The organism is Haladaptatus sp. QDMS2 (assembly GCF_029338295.1).
Taxonomy (GTDB): Archaea; Halobacteriota; Halobacteria; order Halobacteriales; family Halococcaceae; genus QDMS2.
On sequence record NZ_CP119792.1, the window covers coordinates 252,465 to 275,229 of the forward strand.

General features: G+C 63.2%; 21 protein-coding genes. 8 read left to right on the forward strand and 13 right to left on the reverse strand.

Annotation, left to right across the window (positions count from 1 at the left end; all coding sequences use genetic code 11):
* Positions 1 to 15: 15 nt before the first annotated feature.
* Positions 16 to 1,710, reverse strand: coding sequence for a TCP-1/cpn60 chaperonin family protein (locus P1M51_RS17225; protein ID WP_276248898.1), 1,695 nt, complete (start codon positions 1,708 to 1,710; stop codon positions 16 to 18).
* Positions 1,711 to 1,809: 99 nt separating this feature from the next.
* Complete coding sequence (locus tag P1M51_RS17230) at positions 1,810 to 2,607, reverse strand: HpcH/HpaI aldolase/citrate lyase family protein (RefSeq protein WP_276248897.1); 798 nt, start codon at positions 2,605 to 2,607, stop codon at positions 1,810 to 1,812.
* Positions 2,608 to 2,749: 142 nt separating this feature from the next.
* Here P1M51_RS17230 and P1M51_RS17235 point away from each other — a divergent pair, with 142 nt between their 5' ends.
* From P1M51_RS17235 to P1M51_RS17245, 3 genes are all read left to right on the forward strand, one after another.
* Positions 2,750 to 3,787 carry a phosphotransferase family protein gene (locus P1M51_RS17235; RefSeq protein ID WP_276248896.1) on the forward strand — a complete coding sequence of 346 codons (1,038 nt, stop codon included), beginning with the start codon at positions 2,750 to 2,752 and terminating at the stop codon, positions 3,785 to 3,787.
* A complete protein-coding gene (gene eno, locus P1M51_RS17240; protein ID WP_276248895.1) occupies positions 3,784 to 5,043 on the forward strand; it encodes a phosphopyruvate hydratase in 1,260 nt (419 codons plus the stop codon). The genes P1M51_RS17235 and eno overlap by 4 nt, the downstream gene beginning before the upstream one ends.
* Positions 5,044 to 5,111: 68 nt before the next feature.
* Positions 5,112 to 5,486 carry a cupin domain-containing protein gene (locus P1M51_RS17245; RefSeq protein WP_276248894.1) on the forward strand — a complete coding sequence of 125 codons (375 nt, stop codon included), beginning with the start codon at positions 5,112 to 5,114 and terminating at the stop codon, positions 5,484 to 5,486.
* A gap of 15 nt (positions 5,487 to 5,501) precedes the next feature.
* On the opposite strand, the gene ilvC is transcribed toward P1M51_RS17245, so the two are convergent.
* Positions 5,502 to 6,530, reverse strand: a complete 1,029-nt coding sequence (gene ilvC, locus P1M51_RS17250) for a ketol-acid reductoisomerase (RefSeq protein ID WP_303657554.1) — start codon at positions 6,528 to 6,530, stop codon at positions 5,502 to 5,504.
* A 60-nt stretch (positions 6,531 to 6,590) separates the two neighbouring features.
* Positions 6,591 to 7,685, reverse strand: a complete 1,095-nt coding sequence (locus tag P1M51_RS17255; RefSeq protein WP_276275207.1) for a mandelate racemase/muconate lactonizing enzyme family protein — start codon at positions 7,683 to 7,685, stop codon at positions 6,591 to 6,593.
* 139 nt (positions 7,686 to 7,824) lie between these two features.
* On the opposite strand from P1M51_RS17255, the gene P1M51_RS17260 reads away from it, so the two are divergent.
* Positions 7,825 to 8,601, forward strand: coding sequence for an SDR family NAD(P)-dependent oxidoreductase (locus P1M51_RS17260; protein WP_276248892.1), 777 nt, complete (start codon positions 7,825 to 7,827; stop codon positions 8,599 to 8,601).
* Between the two features lie 18 nt (positions 8,602 to 8,619).
* On the opposite strand, the gene P1M51_RS17265 is transcribed toward P1M51_RS17260, so the two are convergent.
* A complete protein-coding gene (locus P1M51_RS17265) occupies positions 8,620 to 8,961 on the reverse strand; it encodes a cupin domain-containing protein (protein ID WP_276248891.1) in 342 nt (113 codons plus the stop codon).
* A 115-nt stretch (positions 8,962 to 9,076) separates the two neighbouring features.
* On the opposite strand from P1M51_RS17265, the gene P1M51_RS17270 reads away from it, so the two are divergent.
* From P1M51_RS17270 to P1M51_RS17280, 3 genes are all read left to right on the forward strand, one after another.
* The gene (locus P1M51_RS17270) at positions 9,077 to 9,856 is read left to right on the forward strand and encodes an SDR family NAD(P)-dependent oxidoreductase (RefSeq protein WP_276248890.1); all 780 of its coding nucleotides are present in this window, start codon (positions 9,077 to 9,079) and stop codon (positions 9,854 to 9,856) included.
* Between the two features lie 64 nt (positions 9,857 to 9,920).
* Entirely contained in the window at positions 9,921 to 11,057 is a 1,137-nt protein-coding gene (locus P1M51_RS17275) for a mandelate racemase/muconate lactonizing enzyme family protein (RefSeq protein ID WP_276275208.1), read from the forward strand.
* Between the two features lie 55 nt (positions 11,058 to 11,112).
* Entirely contained in the window at positions 11,113 to 12,204 is a 1,092-nt protein-coding gene (locus P1M51_RS17280) for a mandelate racemase/muconate lactonizing enzyme family protein (RefSeq protein WP_276248888.1), read from the forward strand.
* Positions 12,205 to 12,213: 9 nt separating this feature from the next.
* On the opposite strand, the gene P1M51_RS17285 is transcribed toward P1M51_RS17280, so the two are convergent.
* From P1M51_RS17285 to P1M51_RS17310, 6 genes are all read right to left on the reverse strand, one after another.
* Positions 12,214 to 13,410: an ABC transporter ATP-binding protein gene (locus P1M51_RS17285; protein ID WP_276248887.1), complete on the reverse strand. Its 1,197-nt coding sequence runs from the start codon at positions 13,408 to 13,410 to the stop codon at positions 12,214 to 12,216.
* Between the two features lie 103 nt (positions 13,411 to 13,513).
* On the reverse strand, positions 13,514 to 14,392 hold the full coding sequence (locus P1M51_RS17290; protein ID WP_276248886.1) for a carbohydrate ABC transporter permease: 879 nt from the start codon (positions 14,390 to 14,392) through the stop codon (positions 13,514 to 13,516).
* 58 nt (positions 14,393 to 14,450) lie between these two features.
* Entirely contained in the window at positions 14,451 to 15,398 is a 948-nt protein-coding gene (locus P1M51_RS17295) for a carbohydrate ABC transporter permease (RefSeq protein ID WP_276275209.1), read from the reverse strand.
* Positions 15,399 to 15,446: 48 nt separating this feature from the next.
* The gene (locus P1M51_RS17300) at positions 15,447 to 16,934 is read right to left on the reverse strand and encodes an ABC transporter substrate-binding protein (RefSeq protein ID WP_276248884.1); all 1,488 of its coding nucleotides are present in this window, start codon (positions 16,932 to 16,934) and stop codon (positions 15,447 to 15,449) included.
* A gap of 255 nt (positions 16,935 to 17,189) precedes the next feature.
* Positions 17,190 to 18,359, reverse strand: a complete 1,170-nt coding sequence (locus tag P1M51_RS17305; protein WP_276248883.1) for a nitrate/nitrite transporter — start codon at positions 18,357 to 18,359, stop codon at positions 17,190 to 17,192.
* A 63-nt stretch (positions 18,360 to 18,422) separates the two neighbouring features.
* Complete coding sequence (locus P1M51_RS17310) at positions 18,423 to 19,766, reverse strand: DUF362 domain-containing protein (protein ID WP_276275210.1); 1,344 nt, start codon at positions 19,764 to 19,766, stop codon at positions 18,423 to 18,425.
* 147 nt (positions 19,767 to 19,913) lie between these two features.
* Here P1M51_RS17310 and P1M51_RS17315 point away from each other — a divergent pair, with 147 nt between their 5' ends.
* The gene (locus P1M51_RS17315; RefSeq protein WP_276248881.1) at positions 19,914 to 20,783 is read left to right on the forward strand and encodes a fumarylacetoacetate hydrolase family protein; all 870 of its coding nucleotides are present in this window, start codon (positions 19,914 to 19,916) and stop codon (positions 20,781 to 20,783) included.
* Positions 20,784 to 20,846: 63 nt separating this feature from the next.
* Here the strand turns inward: P1M51_RS17315 and P1M51_RS17320 are convergent, their stop codons facing one another.
* Both P1M51_RS17320 and P1M51_RS17325 read right to left on the reverse strand, forming a co-directional pair.
* Positions 20,847 to 21,575 carry a fumarylacetoacetate hydrolase family protein gene (locus P1M51_RS17320; RefSeq protein WP_276248880.1) on the reverse strand — a complete coding sequence of 243 codons (729 nt, stop codon included), beginning with the start codon at positions 21,573 to 21,575 and terminating at the stop codon, positions 20,847 to 20,849.
* Positions 21,576 to 21,635: 60 nt separating this feature from the next.
* Complete coding sequence (locus tag P1M51_RS17325; RefSeq protein WP_276248879.1) at positions 21,636 to 22,730, reverse strand: Gfo/Idh/MocA family protein; 1,095 nt, start codon at positions 22,728 to 22,730, stop codon at positions 21,636 to 21,638.
* Positions 22,731 to 22,765: the final 35 nt, after the last annotated feature.

The following is a 22,765-nucleotide window of genomic DNA, read 5'->3' on the forward strand; positions in this document are numbered from 1 at the left end:
TGTTAGGGATACAGATTAGTCCCGTTCCGGGCGTGGGGTGTACGTCTCCAAATCGACGTTCGGATACAGGACGGCGTCGAGCGTGACCAACTCCTCTGCCACGGTGTTCGCCGTTTCGATTGCCTGTGAGAACACCCGACGAGGCTCGACGATACCGTCGGCCCACGCATCGGTCGTCGTACCGTCCGCCGCGAGGCCGACCGATGCGGGCTGGGTTTCTGCGGTCGAGTGGGCGACGCGGAGCGCGGCCAGCGCGTCGATGGGGTCTGCCCCCGCGTTCTCCGCGAGCGCGACGGGCACCTGTTCCAGCGCCTCCGCGAACGCTTCGACGGCGAGTTGCTCGACGTCGGGGATGGTCGGCGCGTACTCGCGCAATTCCTGCGCCACCGCCATCGCTGGTGCGCCCGCACCGGGAAGCACCTGTGCGTCCATCACCGCAAGCGCCGTCACTTCGAGGGCGTCCGCCAGTACGCGTTCGTGCTGGGTACGGGCCGTCTCCGTCTCCACGTCCACGACGAGCGTGAAGACGCCACCGTCACACCCCTCGAAGAAGGTCCACTTCTCGTCGCCAACCCGGCGTTCAGTTACCTGTGGGACGGTCCCGAGCCGGTCCGGCGTGAGGTCCGTGAGGTCGCCGACGACGGTTGCGTCGCATGCCCGCGCGAGACGGTACACGTCGGAGAGCGGGTACTCGACTTCGTCCACGACGGCGACGCCGTGTCGATCGAGGGCGGTGCGAATCCGGTCGTCGACCGCCGGCTGGGAGACGAGCACGTCCACACCGAGGCTGGCAACCTGCGCGGCGACGCCGTCGAGATGCGCGTCGAGTTCCTGCGTGTACGTCTCCAACTGTTCGAGCGTCTCGACAGTGACTCCCGACTCCTTCCCCTCCCCGAAGGTGGCGCCGGTTCGCTCGAAGTCGATTTCTCGGTCGATGAGCGCCACCGTCGCATCCTCGACGGGGTCGAGCAGCGACCAGTCGAACTCGGTCTTCGCCCGGTCTGACTCGTGGAGTGGGCCAGGGAACCGCCGGACGATGAGTCCCTCGTAGAAACCACCCTCACCGGGGGGCGCACTGAGCAGTTTCACGTCGTCCGTGTCCAACCACTCGCCGTCCGTCGCCCGAGAGAGCGCCTGCACCGCTTCTACCACCCGACTCGCGTACGTCTCGCGTGTTTCCGCGTCGAGGTCGCTCGTCATCGACGTCGCGGCGACCTGTCGAAGGCGGGCTGTGTTTTCGACCGTGACCTCGCGGGCCAGTTCGTCGAGCACCTCGCCGGCGCGGGCGGCGGCCATGGCATACCCGATGACGACGTTCCCGGGGTGGAGTCCCTCCTCAATGCGGTCGAGACCGTTGTCCACGAGCGCCGCGGTGAGCACGATGGCCGTCGTCGACCCGTCTGCGAGCCCCGTCTGCATCGAATCGATGGCATCGACGAACAATGCGGCGACGGGATGGTTGAACCCCTCGCCGCGTTCGACGGCGTCGAGAATCTGACTCGCGTCTGCGGTCTGGACCGTCTCGGGTTCGTCCTGGAGATTCTTCGTGCGAATCTGTTTTTCCATGCCGAGCGGGCCGAGTGTCGAGCGAACGAGCGATTCGACCCCCCTCGTCGCTAACTGGACGTATCTGCGCGCCTCCTCGTCGCGAATCGTCCACTCGCCACTTTCGACGGCGGCATACCCGATCTCGTCGCGTCCGCGTTCCATGGCCACTCTTGGGGCACCCCTGTGATAAATGTGACCGTGTCATCGGCTGTCTCGAAACCGGCCGCAGTGGGCGGTTTTCAGAACGGTGATTGCCGCGTCTCAGTCCTCTGCGGGGAGTTCGGCGTCACGGGTGTCGAGCGCCGAATCGAAGGCATCCTTCATCGCCTGCCCGCCTTGCAGGAGGTAGCGGGTGTCCGTTCCGACGATGAGCCAGTCGAAGCCGAGTTCCATCCACCGGTCTACGTCTTCTTCACTGACGGCCAACGACCCGACGGGGACATCTTCGTCCCCGGCAACCGAAAGGACGTGATTCATCGCGTCGAGCACCTTCTGGTCGCCCCACTGACCGACCACACCGAGCGACGCAGAGAGGTCGGATGGACCAACGAAGAGCGCGTCTACGCCCTCGACGGCGGCGATTTCCGCGGCGTTCTCGACGGCTTTCTTCGTCTCGATCTGGATGATGGTGACCAGTTCGTCGTTCGCCTTCGAGACGTACTCGTCGAACTTTGTGCCGTACGCCGAGGCGCGTCCCCCGGCGAGTCCACGAATCCCCTCCGGTGGGTAGCGCATCGCCTCGACGGCGGCGCGAGCCTCCTCCGCTGTCTCGACCATCGGGACCATGACGCCCGCCACGCCGATATCGAGGACGCGCTTTATCTCGACCGGGTCGTTCCACGGAACCCTGACGATGGCCGCGGGCGAACTGCCGTAATCGACCGACCGGACGAGATTCTCCACTGTCTCTAAGCTGTTGGACGTGTGCTCGATGTCGATGACGACGAAGTCGAAGTCGATGAGGCCGTTTATCTCTGCGACCTTCGGGTGCCCAATCGAGAGCCAGTTGGCGACGAGGTTCTCACCGCTCCGGAGCGCTGCCGCGAACTCTGTATCCATGAGGTCACCGACTCACTGGATGACTATGATACTTTCTCTTGGTAACACGGACCAAGCCGGTCACCTCGTACAGTAAAGTAATCGGGGTTCGATAGCTAGCACTGACCACACATGCGAACAGAACGAGGCTCCCACCGGACCGATGGCTGAAGACCACCCTTCGAGCGAGCGAACGACGCTTTCCCCGGAGACGGCGGTGGCGTACCTGCGACGACACGACGTGCTCACTGACGGCGAAGACGCGACGGCAGAATCGCTCGGCGGCGGCGTCTCGAACGCCGTCGTCAAGGTCGAAGCAGGGGATGAGGCCTACGTCCTGAAACAACCCCATCCAAACCTCGCGGTGGAGGACGACTGGCCCGCAGATGTCTCTCGGGTGCACAACGAGGCGGCCGCCGCTCGCGCCTACGACTCGATTCTCGCCGACGGTACAGTCGCTGGCCTTCGCGTCCCGGGAGTCGCCACAGAGAGTCACGACGACCACATCATCGTCATCGACTGCGCCCCCGACGGGGCGACGATGTGGAAAACCGACCTGCTCGCAGGGACGGTGGACGCGAGCGTCGCGCACCGCCTCGGTCAGTTTCTCGGAACGGCCCACCGCGTCGCTGCGGGCCGACCAGACATCCGCGAACGGTTCGCGGATAAGACGCCGTTCGACCAGTTACGGGTGGACCCCTACCACCGGACGACGGCGAAGCACCATCCAGAACTCGAAGCGCCGATTCTGGCGGAGGCAGAACGCGTCCTCGCCGCAGACCGGACGCTCGTCCACGGCGACTTCAGTCCGAAAAACGTCCTCGTCAACCCGGGTACGGACGCGCTCTGGGTCCTCGATTTCGAAGTAGCCCACTGGGGTGACCCCGCCTTCGACACCGGATTCATGCTCAACCACCTCTGTATCAAGGCCGTCCACGTCGCCTCCCACCGTGAGGAGTTTCTCGACGCCGCACTCGCCTTCTGGGAGGCCTACACCGACGCGGCGGGGTGGGACGTGGAACGCGACACGACAGCGGAACTCGCGGTGCTCATGCTCGCCCGGGTGGACGGGAAGTCACCGGTCGAGTACACGGACGTGGAGACGGAGGCCACCCTCCGGCGTATCGCCACGCGGGCGTTACGTGAACCGGTAGAGCGCGTCCCGGCATTCGTCGAACTCGTCCGGGAGGAAGCGCGATGATTACCGACGTAGACGCGTGGGAAGTGCTCGACTCGCGAGGAAACCCGACCGTGCGCGTCGCCGCCCACACGGCGTCAGAACGCGGCGTGTTCACGGTTCCGTCCGGAGCGAGCACGGGGGCGCACGAGGTGCTCGAACGCAGAGATGGTGAGGGACGGTACGACGGGAGGGGCGTCCGTGAGGCGGTTCGCGCCGTCCGGCAGGAACTCGCACCGGAACTGGTCGGCGCAGACCCGACCGACCAACGTGCAATCGACGCGAGAATCGAGGACTGCGACGGGACGGACAATCTCTCGCGACTCGGCGGCAACGCCGTTCTCGGCGTCTCTGGTGCGATTGTACACCTCGCGAGCAACGTCCGCGACGAACCGCTGTACGAAACCCTCGCAACAGAGACTCCGGGACGACTCCCCCGCCCCATGGTGAACATCCTTAGCGGCGGCCTCCACGCCCGGGGCGGCGTTGAGATTCAAGACTTCCTCGTCGTGCCCCGCGGAGCGACCACCTACCGGGAAGCACTCGAAACCGCATGGGCGGTCAGAGACGCCGTCCGTGCACGAATCGAGGCAGACGGCCACCGCCCGCTCGTCGCCGACGAAGGTGGGTACGCACCGCCACTCGACCGCATCGACGACGCCTTCGACCTGCTCGAACGCAGCGTTCGCGACGCCGGATTCGAACCACACCGAGACGACGTGGCATTCGCCGTCGACGTCGCCGCGAGCCACTTCTACGACGCCGAGAGCGAAACCTACGAACTGTCGAGTGTGGGGCGAACGCTCGACCGCGACGAACTGACCGACCTCGTCGCCTCGTGGGCTGACCGCTACCCGCTCGTTTCCGTCGAGGACCCGCTGGCGGAGGACGACTGGGCCGGGTGGCAGCGCCTCGCAACCCGCCTTGACGGGGTGCAGCTGCTCGGCGACGACCTGCTCGTCACCGACGCGGCGCGAATCGAGCGGGCTATCGAGACTGGAGCGGCGAACGCGGTTTTGGTAAAACCGAATCAAGCCGGAACCATCACCCGTGCCCGCGAGGCTGTGGCCACGGCCCGAGACGTCGGCCTCGCGACGGTCGTTTCGGCGCGGTCTGGCGAGACGAGCGACACCACCATCGCTGACCTGGCAGTCGGTCTCGACGCCGGCCAGATAAAAATCGGCTCGCTCGCCCGGTCAGAGCGGCTCGCGAAGTACAATCGCCTGCTCGAAATCGACCGAGAACTGGACACGGGGCTGGCCGCAGATCCCATCCTCTGAAAATTGCATCGGAGGTCGCACGCCACACCAGCCCCGACATTTATCACCTCCCTCTCGCATGTGAAGGTATGACAGGCGACTACTCGATGACGCTCGTAGCCGACGTAGAACCGAAGCCTTCCGCGAGTTCCGGGACCGACCACGTCGATCTGGTCAGCGAACTCGGTTGCACGGAGATGCGACCGAAGGTGTGGTACCTCTCGCCGGGGGACGCGATGAGCTATCACCGGCAGACAGAACAGGAGGAGTTCTACTACGTTCTCTCCGGGCCGGGCCGGATGAAAATCGAAGACGAACTCCACGACGTGCCCGAGGGGACGGCCGTTCGCATTCCGCCGGAGACGCGCCGCCAGGTGTTGAACGACACCGAGGGCGAACACGTCTGGCTCATCGTCGGCGCACCACCGGCTCTGGACGACGGCAGACCAGCCAACGACGAATAAGCCGGGTGGCCTCGGTTAGTCCTCGTCGTGGTCGAACAGTTTCTCGATGGTTCGCTGTTCGGCCTGGACGAAGTCGGAGTTGCGCTGTTTCTTGTAGAGGCGTTTGAGCCCCGGATGGTCGAGTGACTGCTCTGCGCTCCATTCGCGTACGAACGACCCGTTGTCGATGTTCCGGAGTTGCTCCTCGGTGAACTCCTTGAGCGGTTCGACGTACTCAGCGACGAACTCGTCGGCCCGCGAGAGTTGACCGTACTGGCTCGTCGGTGAGTGGTACGGCAACTGTCCGAGGAACCCTTCTGCGGCCATCAACTCGAAGATTTCCGCGAGTTCGGTCGAGAGGTAGAGTTCGGACATGATGATCTCCTCGGGGATGCCGTGGGCGCGCTCGACTTCGAACTTCGCCTGGAACGCGCCCATCATCATCGGCACGAGCGCCTGCTCTGAGAGCAAGTCCACCTTCGTTTCCATGTCGAAGGTGCCCTCGACGACGCCCGCCTGCGTCGAACCGATACCCTTCGCGAGCGCCAGCGCGATAGCCGTCGCCTCGCCGGAGGCGTCCTGTTCGACCGCCATGATGCTCGGGAAACTCTTGCCCGCCTCGTACAGGGTGCGCACAGACGGGCCGGCCATCCGCGGTGCGACCAGCACCACGTCCACCGTCTCCGGTGGTTGGATAAGGTCGAAGGTGATGTTGTAGCCGTGAGAGAAGTAGAGAACGTCACCCTCCTCCAGATTCGGATGGATGTGTTCGTCGTACACCGCTGGCGCGACTTCGTCGGGGATGAGCAGGCACACGATGTCGCCCGCGGCCGCCGCTTCGGGAATGCTGAGGGATTCGAATCCATCCTCTTCGACGGTTTCTCGGTAATCGTCAGACCGATTGCCGACGACCACTTCGACACCGGAATCGCGCAGGTTGAGCGCCTGCGAACGCCCCTGGTTGCCATAGCCGATTATCGCCACCGCCCGCTCGTCGAGAGTCGATAGCGTCGCGTCTGCATCGTGGTAAATCGTCGTCTCTGTAGCTGCCATCAGCCGAGTGATTTGTGAGCATGTGTCAAGGCTTTACCGGTCGGACAGACGCGACCAAAACGCGCCCGCCCCTCAGTCGAACGAAACCAGTCGTGCCTCTTTCTCTGCTGGGTCGATACGGTAGCCGTGACCTGGCGTATCCGGGAGGACGACGTGGCCGTCTTCGACGACGGGAGTGGGGTCGAGCACCGGGCCGACGTCGTACTCAGGAATGTATTCGACGATGAAGCCCGTCTGCGCTGCGCTCACGATGTGGGAACTGATGGTATAGTAGAAGTGGGTTGCGACAGGGACGTCGTAGGTGGCGGCGAGGTTCGCGATTGCCATCTGACCCGTGACGCCACCGCCGCGGACGAGGTCGGGTTGGGCAATTTCCATCCCGCCGCTGTCGAGCAGATAGCGAAACTGCTCGGGTCGGTTTATCATCTCCCCGGTGGCGAGCGGTGGTTCCGTTGCCTCCACCACTCGTCGATGGCCCGCGAGGTCGAACTCGGAGATTGGTTCTTCGACCCAGTCGAGCCCATGGGCGGCCATCGCGTCGATGGTTCGAATTGCCTCCGAAACGGTCCACGCCTGATTCGCGTCGACGAAGATTTGGGCAGCCGGCCCGACCGCCTCGCGGACTTCCGCGATACGCCTTGCCTCCTCTGCCGGCGATTTGTCCCCGACTTTTGTCTTGAAAGCGGTAAATCCCTGCTCCGCAAATCCGCCATGGAGGTCGGCCAATTCGTCGAGGTCGTGGTGGGCGTCCATACTCGAAGCGTACGCCCGGACTCTGTCTTCCTCTCCGCCGAGGAGTTTGTACAACGGCTGCCCGGCGGCCTGTGCCTTGATGTCCCAGCAGGCGACGTCGATGGCCGCCCTCGGCCACGCGGAGATACCGAGTTCGCCGTAGTAGACCGTTTGTGCACGGAGCTTTTTTCGAATCGCCTCGGTGGCGAAGGGGTCTTCGCCGACGAGAAGGTCCGCGAACTGCGACTCGACGAACCGTTCGAGTAAGTCGGGCGCGTATCCAAGTGAGTTCATCCACCCAGTTCCCGTATACCCTGCATCAGTGGCAAGTTCCACGACCACGACGTACATATCGGTGACGCTGAGTCGCGAGTCACCAACGACACGGTCGATAGGAAGATGGAGCGTATAGGTCTCTACGTCTGTAATTTCCATGGATAAGGTGCGCGACGAAGCTTGTTAAATGTTCGCACAGGACACAGATTCCGCTGCTTCATTCGAATACCCGGCGTGTGAATCGGAAGGATTCGACTGGTCGGAAAGAGCTATGGTCCTCGTCTCAGCAACGTAGAGTATGTCTGAAACATACACGCACACGCCGGTCTCCGTCCGAGACAAGACGGCAGTCGTCATCGGCGGAACGAGCGGTATCGGACGGGGCATCGCACTTGGATACGCCGCAGAGGGCGCGAACGTCGTGGCGACGAGTCGTACCCAGGAGAAAGTAGAACGCGTCGCTGGGGAGATTCGCGACCAGGGGGCGAAGACGCTCGAAGTCACCTGCGACGTGAGTGACCGGGAATCGCTCGAAACTCTCTACGACGCCGTCGAGGACGAGTTCGGCGGCGCAGACATTCTCGTGAACTCCCCGAGCGCCATCGCCCGGAAGTCCGTGCTCGACGTTTCGGAGGAGGAATGGGCACACGTCCTCGACATCCAGCTGAACGGCGTCTACCGCGCCTCGCAGGTGTTCGCCCGACGAATGGACGCCGGAAATATCATCAACATCGCGTCGCTCTCCTCGGTGGTTACCATCAAAGACCTCATCGCCTACTCGACGGCGAAGGGCGGCATCGACTCGTTCACCAAAGCAGCGGCGAAGGAACTCGCGCCGGACATCCGGGTCAACGCCATCCGCCCGGGGTTCATCGAGACGCCACAGACTGCAGACGCCTACCACGAAGGCTCAGAGCGGTACCGCGAGGTGACAGAGCGGGCGGTCATCCCGCGCATCGGGCAGCCCGAAGACCTCGTCGGGGCCGCCATCTATCTCGCGAGCGACGCGGCGGGCTACACGACCGGCGAAATCGTCACTATCGACGGTGGGTTCACGGCAAGCGCGTTCGAATAAGTCGAAAAAAGCGGGCTCCTATTCGCTCGCCCACGGCGGGTTCAGCCGCGGTGGGCTGAATATTTCCACGCCGACAGCCGGTTCGTCGCCGCGGTTCTCCGCCGCGTGGACCACGTCGCCGGGAATGGCGAACGAGTCGCCCGCTTCGAGGGTGTACTCGGTGTCGTCGATGATAAAGGTGAGTTGGCCCTGTTGGAGGAAACCCGCCTGTTCGTGTTCGTGACTGTGGTCGTCCACGTACGCGCCGGGGTCGATGGTGAAGTGCTGGACGCTCATCCGGTCGCCTGCCGCCAGTTGCGCCAGGTGCACGCCGTCGATTACTTCCGGTGCGTCGCAGTCGCTTCGTGAGACTACGTCCATATGTGACACACTCACGCACCCCTCCTAAAGCTTACCCGAAATCGAGCGGTTTCGCGCCGGAAGACTGCCCCATGGCAAGGGACTATTACCCCGGAGTGAGAGCACAAACCTAGACATGAGCGGTCAATTCGACGGCCAGACAGCAATAGTCACGGGTTCGAGCAAAGGTATCGGCAAGGCAATCGCGATGAAGTTCGCAGCAGAGGGCGCAAACGTCGTGACGAACTCTCGGTCGTACGAGCGAGCAGCTGAAACGTCGGAGGAGATCGAGGCGGCGGGCGGCACGGCACTCCCAGTCGAGACGGACGTGTCGGACCCCGATTCCGTCGCCGCACTCGTTGACGCGACGGTAGAGCGGTTCGGTCGGCTCGACGTGATGGTGAACAACGCGGGGATGACCATCATCGGCCCAGCAGAGGAAATGGACCCGGCCGACTGGCAGAAGGTCATCGACGTGGACCTCTCGGGGGTCTTCTACGGGTCGCAGGCGGCGGGTCGCCAACTCATCGAACAGGGCGACGGCGGGGCCATCGTCAACGTCTCCAGCATGATGGGTTCGATGGGGCTCGACCGCCGAACACCCTACTGTGCGGCGAAGGGCGGCGTCGACAACATGACGCGAACGCTCGCCGTCGAATGGGCAGAACACGACATCCACGTGAACGCCCTCGCACCCGGGTACATCCGGACGGCCATCACCGACCAGTCCCAGGCATCCGCGGGCTACACGGACCAGGACATCCAGAACCGGACGCCACTCGGGCGGTACGGGTCGACCGAGGAGATGGCCAACTGCGTGCTGTTTCTCGCCGCCCAGAACAACTTCGTGACCGGCGAGGTGCTCACCGCAGACGGTGGCTGGTCGGCCTACGCCTGGGGGAGTGAAGGGAAGTAACGAGTAGGATACGGATGATGGGGTTTTTACGTACTACTATGAGCCTGCACTGAGAGTCTGATGTATGCAAGACGTTACCATCGAGCATGTCGAGACCATCGGCGTCGAAGCGCCGCTCGACGAACCGTTTGGCTACTCGCAATCGTGGGTCGAGACGCGCACCGCGACGCTCGTCAGGATTGAAGCGAGCGACGGCACGGTCGGGTGGGGTGAGTGCTGGGGGCCCGTCGCCGGAACCGGAGAAGTCGTAGAGGAGGTCCTTGCCCCGCATATTCTTGGCGAGAATCCACTCCACGTCGAGCGACTCTACGACCGATTGTACGACGTGGGCCGAGCCACGTACCAGACTATCGTCCCACTGCCGGCGATTAGCGGACTCGACATCGCGCTCTGGGACCTCGCGGGCAAACTCCTCGACCAGCCGGTTTCTGCGCTGCTTGGTGGGCGGCGGCGCGAGCGAATCCGCCCGTACGCAACCGGCCACTACTTCAAACCGGTCGAGGGAATCGAGGCGCAGTACGAGGCCATCTGCGAGGAGGCGGTGGCGAACGCGGAGGCATTTGGCGCTATCAAGTTGAAAGTCGGCCTCGAACTGTGCGGCTACGGACCCGACGAAGACATCGAACTCGTTCGCCGCGTCAGGGACGCGGTGGGTGACGAGACGACGATAATGGTCGATGCGAACTACGCATATGACCGCAAGACCGCCCGCCGAGTCGGGGGTGCGCTCGAAGCAGAAGGCGTCTACTGGTTCGAGGAACCAGTCCCGCCAGAGGACATGGACGGATACGCCTCCCTGCGCGAGACCCTCGACGTCCCAATCGCTGGCGGCGAGTGTCACACGCCGAGCGAGTTCGACCGTCTGTACGCCATGGACGCGCTCGACTTCGCACAACCCGACGTCTGCATCGTCGGCGGACTCACGCCGGCCCGACGCATCGCCACCCGGGGGCGCGACAACGGCGTCGCCGTCGTTCCACACGTCTGGGGGACGGCGGTGGCAATCGGCGCGAGTCTGCAACTCGTCGCAACCGTCGAAGGTCGGCCGTGGCTGGAATTCGACCGCTCTGCGAACCCGCTTCGCGAGGAACTCGCCGTCTCGCCGTTCGTCGCGAGCGACGGGCACGTCTCGATTCCGGACCGCCCCGGCCTCGGCGTCGAACTCGACGAGTCTGCACTCGCCACGTACCGGGTCGATTGAGGGGCGTGCTACCGCGACACGGAGATTGAAGAGGGCGAATTACGAACGGAAAGGTATGACTCGCGTAGCCGCAGTCACGACTGCACTGTACGGCGTGCCCAACGAAGAGGCACTCGCCGACGCCACCCAATCGTTCGACGAACTCGAACTCGTCGTCGTCGAAGTCGAACTCGAAGATGGAACGGAGGGCCTCGGCTTCACCTACACCATCGGTGAAGGCGGGGCGGCAATCAAAACGTTCGTCGAATCGACGCTCGAACCGGTACTGGTGGGCGGTCCCGCCGCCCCGCGCGTCGCCCGCGACCGATGCAGAGCGGCGACGACCTACGTCGGGCGCGAGGGTATCTCCGAACTCGCCATCTCCGCCGTGGACATCGCGCTGTGGGACGCCCTCGGACGACGATGTGACGCGCCGCTGTACGAACTCATCGGCGGCCAGCGTGGGCGCGTGCCGGCCTACCAGACCCACGGCGGGTGGCTCCACTTCGAGAAAGCGGAACTCGTCGAAAACGCCCACGAAACGGCCGAACGCGGCTTCGCCGGCATGAAGATGAAAATCGGCCGTGGGCACGCTGCGGATGCCGCGCGGATTCGCGCCGTCCGCGAAGCCCTCCCTGACGACATGGACCTGATGGTGGACGCAAACTGCGCCTTCACCGTCCCGGAAGCCCGGCGGTTCGCGCGTCACCTCGGTGACGTGCCCCTCGACTGGCTCGAAGAACCCCTCGACAAGGGCGACATGGCCGGCCACGCTGACCTGCGGGCGCGCATCGACGTCCCAATCGCGATGGGTGAGAATCTATTCAACGAGCGTCAGTTCAAGCAGGCCATCGCCGCAGACGCCGCGGACGTCCTCCAGCCAGACGTGTGTCGCGTCGGCGGCATCACCGCCTGGCTCGCGGTGGCAGACACGGCCCGAACCTGGGGCCTCCCAATCTCACCACACTACGTCGAACCCCTGCACATCCACCTGGCCACCGCGTTCGACAACGTTCCCTACATCGAGAACCACTCGACCATCCTCGACAGCGTGCTGGAATCGCCGCCCGCCTTCGAAGACGGTGCGTTCGTGCCACCCGAACGAGCTGGTCACGGCATCCGCTTTGCGGGACTCGACGCGCACAAAAAAGTGGTGCAGGAAAAATAACCGGCGCAGTCAGTTGGTGATGTTCTCGCCGGTTTCGTCGTCGAACAGATGAATCATCTCGAGGCTCGCGGCGAGCTGGACGATTTCGTCTTCTTCGACGGTGCTCTTGGGCGAAACACGGGCGGTGAACTCCTGACCCGAGCCTTCTGCCGTCGTGAGCGTGAAGAATTTCTCCGACCCCATCGGTTCGATGAGTTTCAGGAAGGCGTCGAAGGTGTTCCCTTCTTTCGCCACGTCCGGATTGACCTCCACGTCGTAGACGTCCTCAGGACGCAACCCGAGGGTGAGTCCATCGAGCGGGCCACCCCAATCTTCGACCTGTGCGGCCTTCTCATCGGGGAGTTCGAACTCGAAAACGTCAGAGAGGGCGATGTAGCCGTCCCCTCGACGTTCGAGTTCGACGTCGAAGAAGTTCATCGGTGGTTCGCCGATGAACCCGGCGACGAACTGGTTGACCGGGTTGTCGTAGATGTACTGAGGCGGGGCCAATTGCTGGAGTTCCCCGTCGTTCATCACGGCGACGCGGTCACCGAGCGTCATCGCCTCCGCCTGGTCGTGGGTGACGTAAATCGTCGTCTTGCCCACACGCTTGTGCAGTTCGTTGAGTTCGGTCCGCATCTGTACGCGGAGTTTCGCGTCCAGGTTCGACAGCGGCTCGTCCATAAGGAACACGGCGGGTTCGCGCACGATTGCGCGGCCCAGTGCGACACGCTGTTGCTGCCCGCCGGAGAGTGCCCCCGGTTTCCGGTTCAGCAACTCGGAGATAGAGAGCAGTTCCGCCGTCCGCTCGACGCGGTCCGCAATCTCGTCTTTCGGGTACTTGCGCACCTCGAGTGGGAACGAAATGTTCTCACGGACCGTCTTGTGCGGGTACAGCGCGTAGTTCTGGAAAACCATCGAGATGTCCCGCTGGCGCGGGTCGAGTCCTGTAACGTCCTCGTCCTCGATGATGATACTGCCCTCGGTAGGCGTTTCGAGGCCGGCGACGGTCCGGAGCGTCGTGGTCTTCCCACACCCTGACGGGCCGACGAGGACGAGGAATTCGCCCCGGCGGATGTCGATGGTGATGTCGTCAACCGCGACGACGTCGCTCCCATCGCTCTCCTGGAACACCTTGGTCATACTGTCGATGCGAACGTTGTAGTCCTCCGCCGCGGCCGACGACCCGGCCGCCTCGGTGGACGCTGTCGTTTCTTCGGATTGCATGCTGTTACTCATGAGTTGGTCGTGACGACTGGTGTCGCTCGCGCCCAGTCGGCGCGGGTCTGCGTATCGATTCGAGCCGGATTCGTGTGTGGTCCCATCGTGCTTACTCCCCCTTCATCGCGCCGGCGGTCAGGCCACTCACGATGTATTGCTGGAAGAACAACACGACCAGGATGGTCGGAACGATGGCGAGGACCGCTGCCGCCGCCATCTGGTCCCACGAGACGTTTACCTCACCCACGAAGTCGTACACGGCGACCGAGATTGGTCGCGACGCCAGCGTGTTCGAAATCATGAACGAGAACAGGAACTCCCGCCACGAGTAGAGGAAGGTGAGGATGCCCACCGCGGCCACGCCGGGCTTTGCGAGGGGCAACACGACCTTCCGAAACGCCTGAATCTTCGTACAGCCGTCTACGAGCGCGGATTCGTCGATCTCCTTCGGGATGGAGATGAAGAAGTTGCGCATGATGTAAATCATGAGCGGCAACCAGAGATACACCTGCGCGAGGATGATGCCCGTGGTGCTATTGAGCAGGCCGAACGCAGCCAGTCCCTGGAAGTACGGAATGATGATGCCAATCGGCGGGAACAGCCGCGAGAAGATGACGCCGATGAAGATGGCGTTGTCGAACTTGAAACGGAAGCGGCTGAACCCGTAGCCCGCCGGGATGGCGAGCACCATCACGATGATGGTCGTCGACGTGGAGATGACCATGCTGTTCAGGAGCGCCTTCCAGTAGTTGTTCTCGATGAGTACCTGCTGGTACGCCTCGGTGGTGAGTTCCGGCGGCAGGTACGCGGCGGTGAACACGCCGTCTGCCGTCTTGAACGAGGTGAGCGTCATCCAGAGGATGGGCACGAGGATGGACAGGACGGTCAGTATCATCGCCGCGTGGACGACGTACGGACCTTCGACTACGTTCCAGAAGGCCTGTCGCTTCTCGTAGCTGATCCGCTCGAAGCTATCCTGCGTGCTCATCGGTGACCACCCTTCCGGGGTGCGTCTGTCGTCGGTAGATGTGTGTCGTACATTGGTCTCATTCCTCGATTCGTTCGAGCACCACCGTCACGTAGAAGATGGCGAGCAGTACCGTAATCGCGACGAGGAACACCGCGATTGCAGAACCGTACCCGAAGTCCAGTTTGATCATCCCCTCGCGGTAGATGTACACCGCGAGCGTGGTCGTTCTGACGCCGGGGCCACCCTGCGTCATCGGATAGATGATGGCGAACGCCCGGAACGCGAACATCCACGAGATGAGGCCGACGATGGCCATGTACGGGCGCAGGTACGGGACCGTGATGTTCCAGAACCGCTGGAGCGTCGTCGCGCCGTCCACCTTGGCCGCGTCGTACATGTGCTGGGGAATCGACTGCAACCCAGCGAGGAACACGACCATCGCAAACGGCATGCGCAGCCACGCGTCGACGAACGTCACGAGCGGGAGCGCGAGTTCCTTGTTCGCGAGCAGGCTGATGGGACCGTCGGTGAGACCGAAGTCCATCAGGAGCATGTTCAACAGCCCGTAGGGCTGGCTCACGAAAATCCACTTCCAGGTGAGCGCGACCACGGCGAGTGGGAGCGCCCACGAGAAGAGGATGATGGTCGAGTACGTCGAGCGAAGGCGCTTGCTCACGACCTGGTTCGCGGCGAGCGCAACGCCGAGTCCCGCGGTGAACGAGAGAATCAGCGACCCGAAGGAGTAAATCAACGTCTGCTTCAGGTACAGCCAGAACTCGGGGGCCGAGAACAGCCGGGTGTAGTTATACAGCGGCTTGAAAATCGGCTCCGGGAGCCCAGGCGCGGTGAAGAACAGCGACTGGTAGAACATCCACAAGACGGGGTACAGGAAGATGGCCGTGATGATGGCCAGCGGCGGCCCGAGCATCACGAGGACGACGTGGTCGTTCGCCCACTTGCTCAACTTCCCGACGAACCCGTTCGCGGACGTATCGATCCCTCCCGGGGAGACATCAGTTGACATGAGTTTGACCTGTGTGCATGAATATGGTGAAGTGTGGTTATGTCCCGATTACTGCCCGAGGACCGTGTCGATGAAGGTCTGGGCCGCATCGAGTGCTTCCTGTGCGGATTTCTCGCCGGAGTAGGCGAGGCCGAGTTCCTCGCTGACCTTCTGCATGACCGCCCGCTGCTGTGGGAAGGTCTCGTTTTTCGCGACTTCCATCGTCTTCCCGCGAACTCTCGAGAACGGGACGGCGTCGACCTCTGCGGCCTCGTCGTACGGTTTCTTCGGCCAGCTCAGGTTGCTCTCGACGACGTACTCCCACCAGCCGTTCTCGTGGGAGAAGCGGGCGTCTTGCAGCAGTGCGCCCGCGACCTTCTCCGGCGTCGGCGCGAAGGCGTTGGTCGCGAGGACGGGACCGCCTGCCCAGGTCGCCTGCGTCGGACTGGGGCCGACGTTTGCCTTCGGCGGCGGCGCGAGCACGTACTGGGAGTCCAGTTCGTACTTCTCGCCGGCGTCCGCGAACAGGTCCGTCGCCACGGGAACCATTGCGAGGTTGCCAGAGAGGAACCCGTCTGCGAGGTCGCCCTGCGTCCAGGTGGTCGAGGCGTCGGGGAGCCAGCCGTTGTCGAGCCACTCGATGAGTTTCTCGAGGGCGGCGAGCGCACCCGGCCCGTTGACCTTGATACTCTCGTCGTCCTGGATGTACTGGCCGCCGGTCTGGTACCAGTGGATGCGGAAGTCACGCTCGGTGTATGTGAGCGAGGACCCGCGGAAGCCCCACGCGTGAATGCCGGTGCCCTCGAACGCTTGCATCACGGTTTCTAAGTCGTCCCACGACCAGTTGCCGTTCTTGATGCCGTCGATGACGCTCGAGTCGATGCCCTGTTCTTCGAGCATGTCGACCCGGACGTGGACTGGGTTGCCCTCGACGTTCGCGGGCGCGCCCCAGTTCGTGCCGTCCCACGTGAACGTCTGTTTCATCAGTGGCAGGTACGGTTCGTACATCTCCTCTTCCGGGAGGAGGAAGTCTGCCGGTTCGAGCCACCCGTTCTGTGCGTACGTCGTCATCGACGTGTCGGTCGTTGCTTGCAGCAGATGCGGGTCGCCCTGTTTCGAGGACAGCGTCGCAGCCATCTTCGGAATCGCCTGGTCGACGACGATCTGGATGCGCTCTACGGAGATGCCCGTCTTCTCCTCGAACATGGCGTCGACCGCGGCCGTGGCCGGGTCGAACTGCATGTCACCGTAGTTCAGAACTTTGAGCGTGTCGACCTCGCTCGCCACGGTCTCCTCCCAGCCTTTCGGGGGTTCCCACGTCGAACTCTTTACCGATTCAGACTGGAGCCACCCGTCGGACGTATAGAGGGCGTCTCCAGTGGGAATCTGCGACCGTTTCTCCATCGGCCACTCGTCGAGCGACGTCGTTCGGCGCTGTTTCCAGTTTGACGAAAAGTCAATTTTTCCGATTGCCTTCTGGAATTCCGAATCACTACTGCCGCCACCACCGCCGCCGCCAGGGTTCTGGTTCGCGCCATCGCCGCTATTACCACCCATACAACCAGCAAACCCAGCAGCTGCGCCGCTACCGAGGTATGCTAACATTTCTCTCCTACTGAGACCACCAATGCTATCAAATGCCATACAACGAAGTAATTACTCAAACAACCAATACCACTTTTGGTAGACGCAACATTTGTCAGTTAATAATCAACCGGCAAAGAACGGCGCAGCGTGTCGGATTCGTCTATTCGAGGTATTTCGAAGTTCCTTAACCTACACATCGTTTAAAATAAATACGGGACGCACCGGTCAGGCCGGTTCGGGCGCACGGAGGACGAAGGCGATACCAGCTATCGCGACGACTGTGGCGAAGCCGTAGCCAGCGGTCCACGAGAACGTCTCGATGAGCCACCCGGCTACGACGGGCGCGGAGAGCGACCCGAACGTTGAGATGGTCGTAAGGACCGCGAGGCTCGTACCCGCTGCGCCCTCGTCGGCGAGCTCACTCACGAGAACGAACACGACGCCGATGCCCAGTTGTGAACTCAGCCCCGCCGCAGCGAGGAGCGCGGCGAAGCCGACCGGCGTGGCGACCAGCGAGATGGCGGCGATAACCGGCAACGAGAGGACGAACGAGGCGATGACGACGGGGCCACGCCGACCCCCAAACCGGTCAGAGAGCCACCCGCCGCCCGGCCGAGAGAGGATGCCGGTGAAGGGGACGAGCGCCGTCGCGGCCCCCGCCGCGGCGAGGTTGATGGAGAGCACCTCGGTGGCGTAAGTGGGCATCCACGAACTGAAAAAGACGAACAGGGCGTACGCGCAGGCGGCGGCCATCGAGACCGACAGCACCGCCGGGTTGCGGAGCGCAGTGGAGAACTCGCCGAGTGAGATGCGCGAGTCGCTTCGAACCGGCGTCCGACGGACGACGAACAGCCCGAGGAGGCCAGCGATGACGATGAACGGGTAGACGAAGAACACGGTCTGCCAGCCCGCCGCACCCGCGATGAGCGGACTGCCGAACTGCGCGATTGCCTGTCCGGCCGGGCCGCTCGCCACGAACAGACTCGTGCCGAGGGCGCGGCGATGCTCGCCGAACACCCGATTGACGATGTTCGTGTTGGCCGTCCAGAGGAACGCGCCGGTTGCCCCCGCGACGAAGCGCGTCACCAGAAACAGGTCGTAGCTCGAAACGACGGCCCCAGCCCACGCGGCGAGGACGAACACGCAAACGCCGCCGAACACGAGTCGACGGTTGTCGTAGCGGTCCGTGAGCAACCCGCCGGGGATACCGAAGACACCCCAGCTGAGGAAGAAGACGCTGATGGCGAGCCCCGCCGCTGGTTTGTCGATGCCGAACTCGGCGGTGAGCAGCGGAATGATGCTCGCCGGGGCGATGAGGTAGGCGTTGAACCCCGCGGCCATCGTGAAACAGCACGCGAGGACGGCCCAGGGTCGCCACGCTCGATTGGAAGTCACACCGGAGAACGGACAGCGACCAGTAAAATAATCCGGGCACCGGCGGGTTTGGCCGTCGGTTCGTCAGTGCATCCCCGGCGTCGGCGCGGTGAACTGGCCCTCGTCGTCGAATTCGATGGGTTTTGGCTCCTCGACCACCCGGAGGTCCTCGCGGTCTCTGGCCTCCTCGACGAGCGCCTCGGAAACGTAGAGTCGCTGGAGGCGCATCGTGTCGGTCACACGCGCGACGCGGATTTCGTCGGGCGCGAGGATGCCGACGGTCGAGACGCAGGCGACCAGTCCCGCCCGGTCAGTCTCCATGATTGGCGGCACACGCGCCCCGTGGGGAGCACTCGCCGTGATGGTGTTGATGACCGCCTTGTACAGTTCGGTGTCCGCGATGAGGTCCTGGTGGACGAAGTCGGCCATGCCGAGCGCGGTGGCGTTTCCGTGCGAGGGGGCGGTGAGCGAACGGACGAAGATGCGCTTTACGTCCGGTGATTCTGGTTCGGGTTCGAAGCCAAAGCCACGACGCCCGATGACGTTGGTGTCCATCCCGGAGCCGCTGATGTCCTTGCCCATCTGGTCGACGACGAGCACGTCCAGTTCCTCGAACGGCAGCGTCGGCATGATGTCGTAGGCCAGTTCGAGCAACTCGGCTTCGCGCTTCAGGAAGCCAGAGGGGGGGACGCCCTCGAGGACGGCGGTGTCGTCGTGCTGGTCTTCGACGAGGGCGACCCCGCCGACGACCGGCAGGTTCTCCAGGTGCAGCGAGGCGATTTGCGGAATCATCTCGCGGAAACTCCAGTTGACCGCCCCCTCATGGGCGAACTTCGCGCCGCGCTGTTTGCCCATGCCGATGACGAGCATCTTCGAGAGCCCGCTCTCGACTTTCCCGCTGAAATCGGTGTGTGGTTTCACGCGATTGATGGGAATGATGGCGTCCGCGGCGGCGGCGTTCGCGTCGGCTACCACCGAAACGCCACGTTCGGGCGTCTTGCCAACTTCTGTGACCTCCATCGTCGCTCGAATTTCACACCCGACGGTGTCCTCGTTCACGCCGAGCGCGTCGAGTTTTCCGCGCTGGCCCTCGGCGGTCGCGCCGCCGTGGCTCCCCATCGCCGGGAACACGAACGGCTGGAACCCGTGGTCTGAGAGGCCGCTCACGACGCCGCGGACGATGATGGGCAGGTTGGCGATACCCCGACTCCCGACGCCGACCGCCACCTCGCCGCCCTCGGGTATCCGGTCGAGTGCGAGGTCCGAGACGGCGGCGGCGGCCTGCGATTCGATTTCGTCTCGCGGAATCGGGTCTGTGTCCCACAGTTGCTCGATGACTCCCATCTTCGGGAAATCCTGTTCGCCACAGGCCGTGAGAATCGTCTCCTCCGGTATCGGGCCGACCACTGGTTCGGCAGAATCTGACATGACACACACTCCCAAGCGAAAGAGCATAAAAGAATCGCTCGCGGGGTACACGGTCCTTGACTGCCCGCCCCTCCCGAGAACGAAGCCATTCTCGAATCACGCAGTTGCGGGAAATACTTATCATACTCGTCGCTCCACGTTTGCAGTATGCGGTACTACCTGCTCCCGACAGCTTCGGGAGAGAGACTGATAGCTGAGACGCCGGACGGCGCATACGACCTGACGGCCGCGAAGCGGACACTCACATCGTTCTCGCAGTTGGCGGAGAGCGCCGACCTCGCCGAGACATCGGTCGATGCTATCGCGTCGGGACTCATCGATTCTGCACCCGAGGTGTCGAAAGACCGCCTCGACGATGAGGCAACGCTCCCGCTTCGCCCCGACGAGGTGTGGGCCGCGGGCGTCACCTACCAGATAAGCGAGCAAGCCCGCGAGAACGAAAGCGGGATGCCGGAGATGTACCTCGACGTGTACCAAAACGAGCGTCCGGAAATCTTCTTCAAGGCGACGCCGAACCGAACCGTCGGTCCCGGCGAGGCCATCGGCATCCGCGCCGATTCCGACTGGGACGTCCCTGAGCCGGAACTCGGCATCGTCCTCTACGACGGTGAAATCGTCGGCTACACCATCGGCAACGACGTGAGCAGTCGTTCTATCGAGGGAAGCAATCCGCTCTATCTACCCCAGGCGAAAGTGTACGACCGTTGCTGTGCGGTCGGCCCGTGCGTCGCGACGGCCGATTCGATTGGCGACCCACACGAACTCGAAATGTCGATGTCCATCACGCGCGATAGCGAAACCGTCTTCGACGGAACCACCTCGACGAGCGAGATGGTGCGCGACTGTGAGGAACTCGTCTCCTACTATCGCCGGCACAACCACGTCCCGAAGCTCGCGGTGCTCCTGACCGGGACGAGTCTGGTGCCGGACGACGACTTCACGCTCGCAGAGGGCGACGTGGTTCGCATCTCCATCGAGAACGTCGGCTCGATAGAGAACACGGTAATTACCGTCTGATTCGACGCGAGTGGCGTCTCCGAAAGCCGACTGAATGCAATCGAAAAAACGCTGGTCGACGCGTTACTCCGCGACGTAGTGTTCGAGCGTGCCGATGCCCTCGATTTCTACCTCGACCGTGTCACCTGGTGAGAGCGGACCGACCCCTGCTGGCGTCCCCGTAGAGATGACGTCGCCGCGTTCGAGCGTCATGTAGGTCGTCACCTCGGCGATGAGTTCGGGCACGGAGAAGATGAGCTGTGAAATCGACGACTCCTGTTTCGTCTCACCGTTGACGCGCAGCGAGACGCTCGCGTCCTCCGGGACGTGTTCCGGGTCCGCGACGACAGGACCCATTGGCGCGGCGTTGTCGAACGCCTTGCCACGCACCCAGTTTTGCTCGACGCGCTGGTCGTCGCGATTGGAGATGTCGTTCAGACAGGTGTACCCCGCCACCACGTCCATCGCATCTTCTTCAGACACGTTTCGACACTGCTCGCCGATGACGACGCCGAACTCCGCCTCCCAGTCGACTCGCTCTTTGCCTTCGGGGAGCGAAATCGTGTCGCCGTGGCCTGCGAGCGTGTTCGGCGGTTTGAGGAACAACAGCGGGCGCTCTGGGATGTCGCTGTCCGTCTCCTCTGCGTGGTCTGCGTAGTTGAGGCCGACACAGACGATTTTCGACGGCTCGGTCGGTGGTAACAGGTCCACCGCCTCGGGGTCGTACAGCTCGCCGGCGAATTCGATACCGTCGTCGGTCCATGCTCCGTTGCGTACAGTGCCCGCTGAATCGCGGAATCGTGCGTGACGCATACGATACCTGTCGGCTCAGCCCTCAAAATGGTTCGGTTGGCGGCGAACGTTAACTCCCTCCTACCACGAGGTGACGGTCACGTCTCGGAGCGGGCGTGAGAACGGGACCGTGACCTGCCCGCCGGTCGAGTCGGCGAGGTAGAAGCCGACGATGACTTCGAGCGACCGGGTCGCCTCCCGCCCTGTCGAGTGATTCGACGCCGTCCCTTCGAGGAGGCCAACGATGTGGTTCGTTGCGTTCGCGAACGACCCGCGGTAGTCTTCGTCCCACTCCCAGGCGGTGTCGATGCCGGGAATCGGACGTTCTACGTGGGTGCCATCTTCCAGACTCCAGTAGCGCCACTCGCCGTCGTCGTTGTTCATGTAGAGTTTGCCCTCCGTGCCGATGAACTGGAACGTCATCGAGGAGATGTCGCGTGCGACGGTACAGTCGATGGTGACGAACGTGCCGTCGTCCATGACGACGAACCCACCGCCCCCGGAGTCGTCCACCTCGCGGTCACCTTCCAGCGCAGTCACGGCGTCGTTTTCGCCGTTGAGGTAGCCGCTCACGCGCTCGGGGCGTGCATCGAGCAGGAACACGAGCGTGTCGATGAGATGTGTCGAGTTGCGCAGGAGTTCGCGTCTGAACTGGGCGGTCACCGATTTCACGTCACCGAGCAGGCCATCTTGAATGAGGCCCTGTACGTGCTGGAGTTTGTCCGTAAAGCGAAACGAGTGGTTGATGACGAGTTCTGTGTCCGTCTCGTCGCAGGCAGAAATCATCGCCTCCGCGTCGGATACGCTCGACGCGATGGGTTTCTCACACCAGATGACGTCCGGATTCGCGTCCGAGTAGGCGGCGTCCACGACGTGGTCGTGATGGAGGAACGTGGGCGTACAGACGGAGACCACGTCGAGGTCCTCCTTGGCGAGCATGGCCTCGTGGCCGACGTACCGTCCCTCCTCGGGAATGTCCCACGCGTCGCCGAACCGGTCGATTTTCTCGGCGTCCACGTCCGCCACCGCGACGAGGTCGATCTCGTCTACGGCGTGGTAGCCGCCCGCGTGACTCTCCACGAACTTTTTCTGGCCGATATCCTCCTCGTCGTGCAGTCCGAGGACGCCCATCCCAGCGATGCCTCCCGTGCCGATGATGCCCGCTCTATAACTCATGCGTGGATTGCAAGTGTTTGCTGAAACTATTTGAA

What these genes read in the sequence shown, in the direction of transcription:
- P1M51_RS17225 (WP_276248898.1), bottom strand. Translation starts at nt 1,710, where the DNA reads ATGGAACGCGGACGCGACGAGATCGGGTATGCCGCCGTCGAAAGTGGC.
- P1M51_RS17230 (WP_276248897.1), bottom strand. Translation starts at nt 2,607, where the DNA reads ATGGATACAGAGTTCGCGGCAGCGCTCCGGAGCGGTGAGAACCTCGTC.
- P1M51_RS17235 (WP_276248896.1), top strand. Translation starts at nt 2,750, where the DNA reads ATGGCTGAAGACCACCCTTCGAGCGAGCGAACGACGCTTTCCCCGGAG.
- eno (WP_276248895.1), top strand. Translation starts at nt 3,784, where the DNA reads ATGATTACCGACGTAGACGCGTGGGAAGTGCTCGACTCGCGAGGAAAC.
- P1M51_RS17245 (WP_276248894.1), top strand. Translation starts at nt 5,112, where the DNA reads ATGACAGGCGACTACTCGATGACGCTCGTAGCCGACGTAGAACCGAAG.
- P1M51_RS17255 (WP_276275207.1), bottom strand. Translation starts at nt 7,685, where the DNA reads ATGGAAATTACAGACGTAGAGACCTATACGCTCCATCTTCCTATCGAC.
- P1M51_RS17260 (WP_276248892.1), top strand. Translation starts at nt 7,825, where the DNA reads ATGTCTGAAACATACACGCACACGCCGGTCTCCGTCCGAGACAAGACG.
- P1M51_RS17265 (WP_276248891.1), bottom strand. Translation starts at nt 8,961, where the DNA reads ATGGACGTAGTCTCACGAAGCGACTGCGACGCACCGGAAGTAATCGAC.
- P1M51_RS17270 (WP_276248890.1), top strand. Translation starts at nt 9,077, where the DNA reads ATGAGCGGTCAATTCGACGGCCAGACAGCAATAGTCACGGGTTCGAGC.
- P1M51_RS17275 (WP_276275208.1), top strand. Translation starts at nt 9,921, where the DNA reads ATGCAAGACGTTACCATCGAGCATGTCGAGACCATCGGCGTCGAAGCG.
- P1M51_RS17280 (WP_276248888.1), top strand. Translation starts at nt 11,113, where the DNA reads ATGACTCGCGTAGCCGCAGTCACGACTGCACTGTACGGCGTGCCCAAC.
- P1M51_RS17285 (WP_276248887.1), bottom strand. Translation starts at nt 13,410, where the DNA reads ATGCAATCCGAAGAAACGACAGCGTCCACCGAGGCGGCCGGGTCGTCG.
- P1M51_RS17290 (WP_276248886.1), bottom strand. Translation starts at nt 14,392, where the DNA reads ATGAGCACGCAGGATAGCTTCGAGCGGATCAGCTACGAGAAGCGACAG.
- P1M51_RS17295 (WP_276275209.1), bottom strand. Translation starts at nt 15,398, where the DNA reads ATGTCAACTGATGTCTCCCCGGGAGGGATCGATACGTCCGCGAACGGG.
- P1M51_RS17300 (WP_276248884.1), bottom strand. Translation starts at nt 16,934, where the DNA reads ATGGGTGGTAATAGCGGCGATGGCGCGAACCAGAACCCTGGCGGCGGC.
- P1M51_RS17310 (WP_276275210.1), bottom strand. Translation starts at nt 19,766, where the DNA reads ATGTCAGATTCTGCCGAACCAGTGGTCGGCCCGATACCGGAGGAGACG.
- P1M51_RS17315 (WP_276248881.1), top strand. Translation starts at nt 19,914, where the DNA reads ATGCGGTACTACCTGCTCCCGACAGCTTCGGGAGAGAGACTGATAGCT.
- P1M51_RS17320 (WP_276248880.1), bottom strand. Translation starts at nt 21,575, where the DNA reads ATGCGTCACGCACGATTCCGCGATTCAGCGGGCACTGTACGCAACGGA.
- P1M51_RS17325 (WP_276248879.1), bottom strand. Translation starts at nt 22,730, where the DNA reads ATGAGTTATAGAGCGGGCATCATCGGCACGGGAGGCATCGCTGGGATG.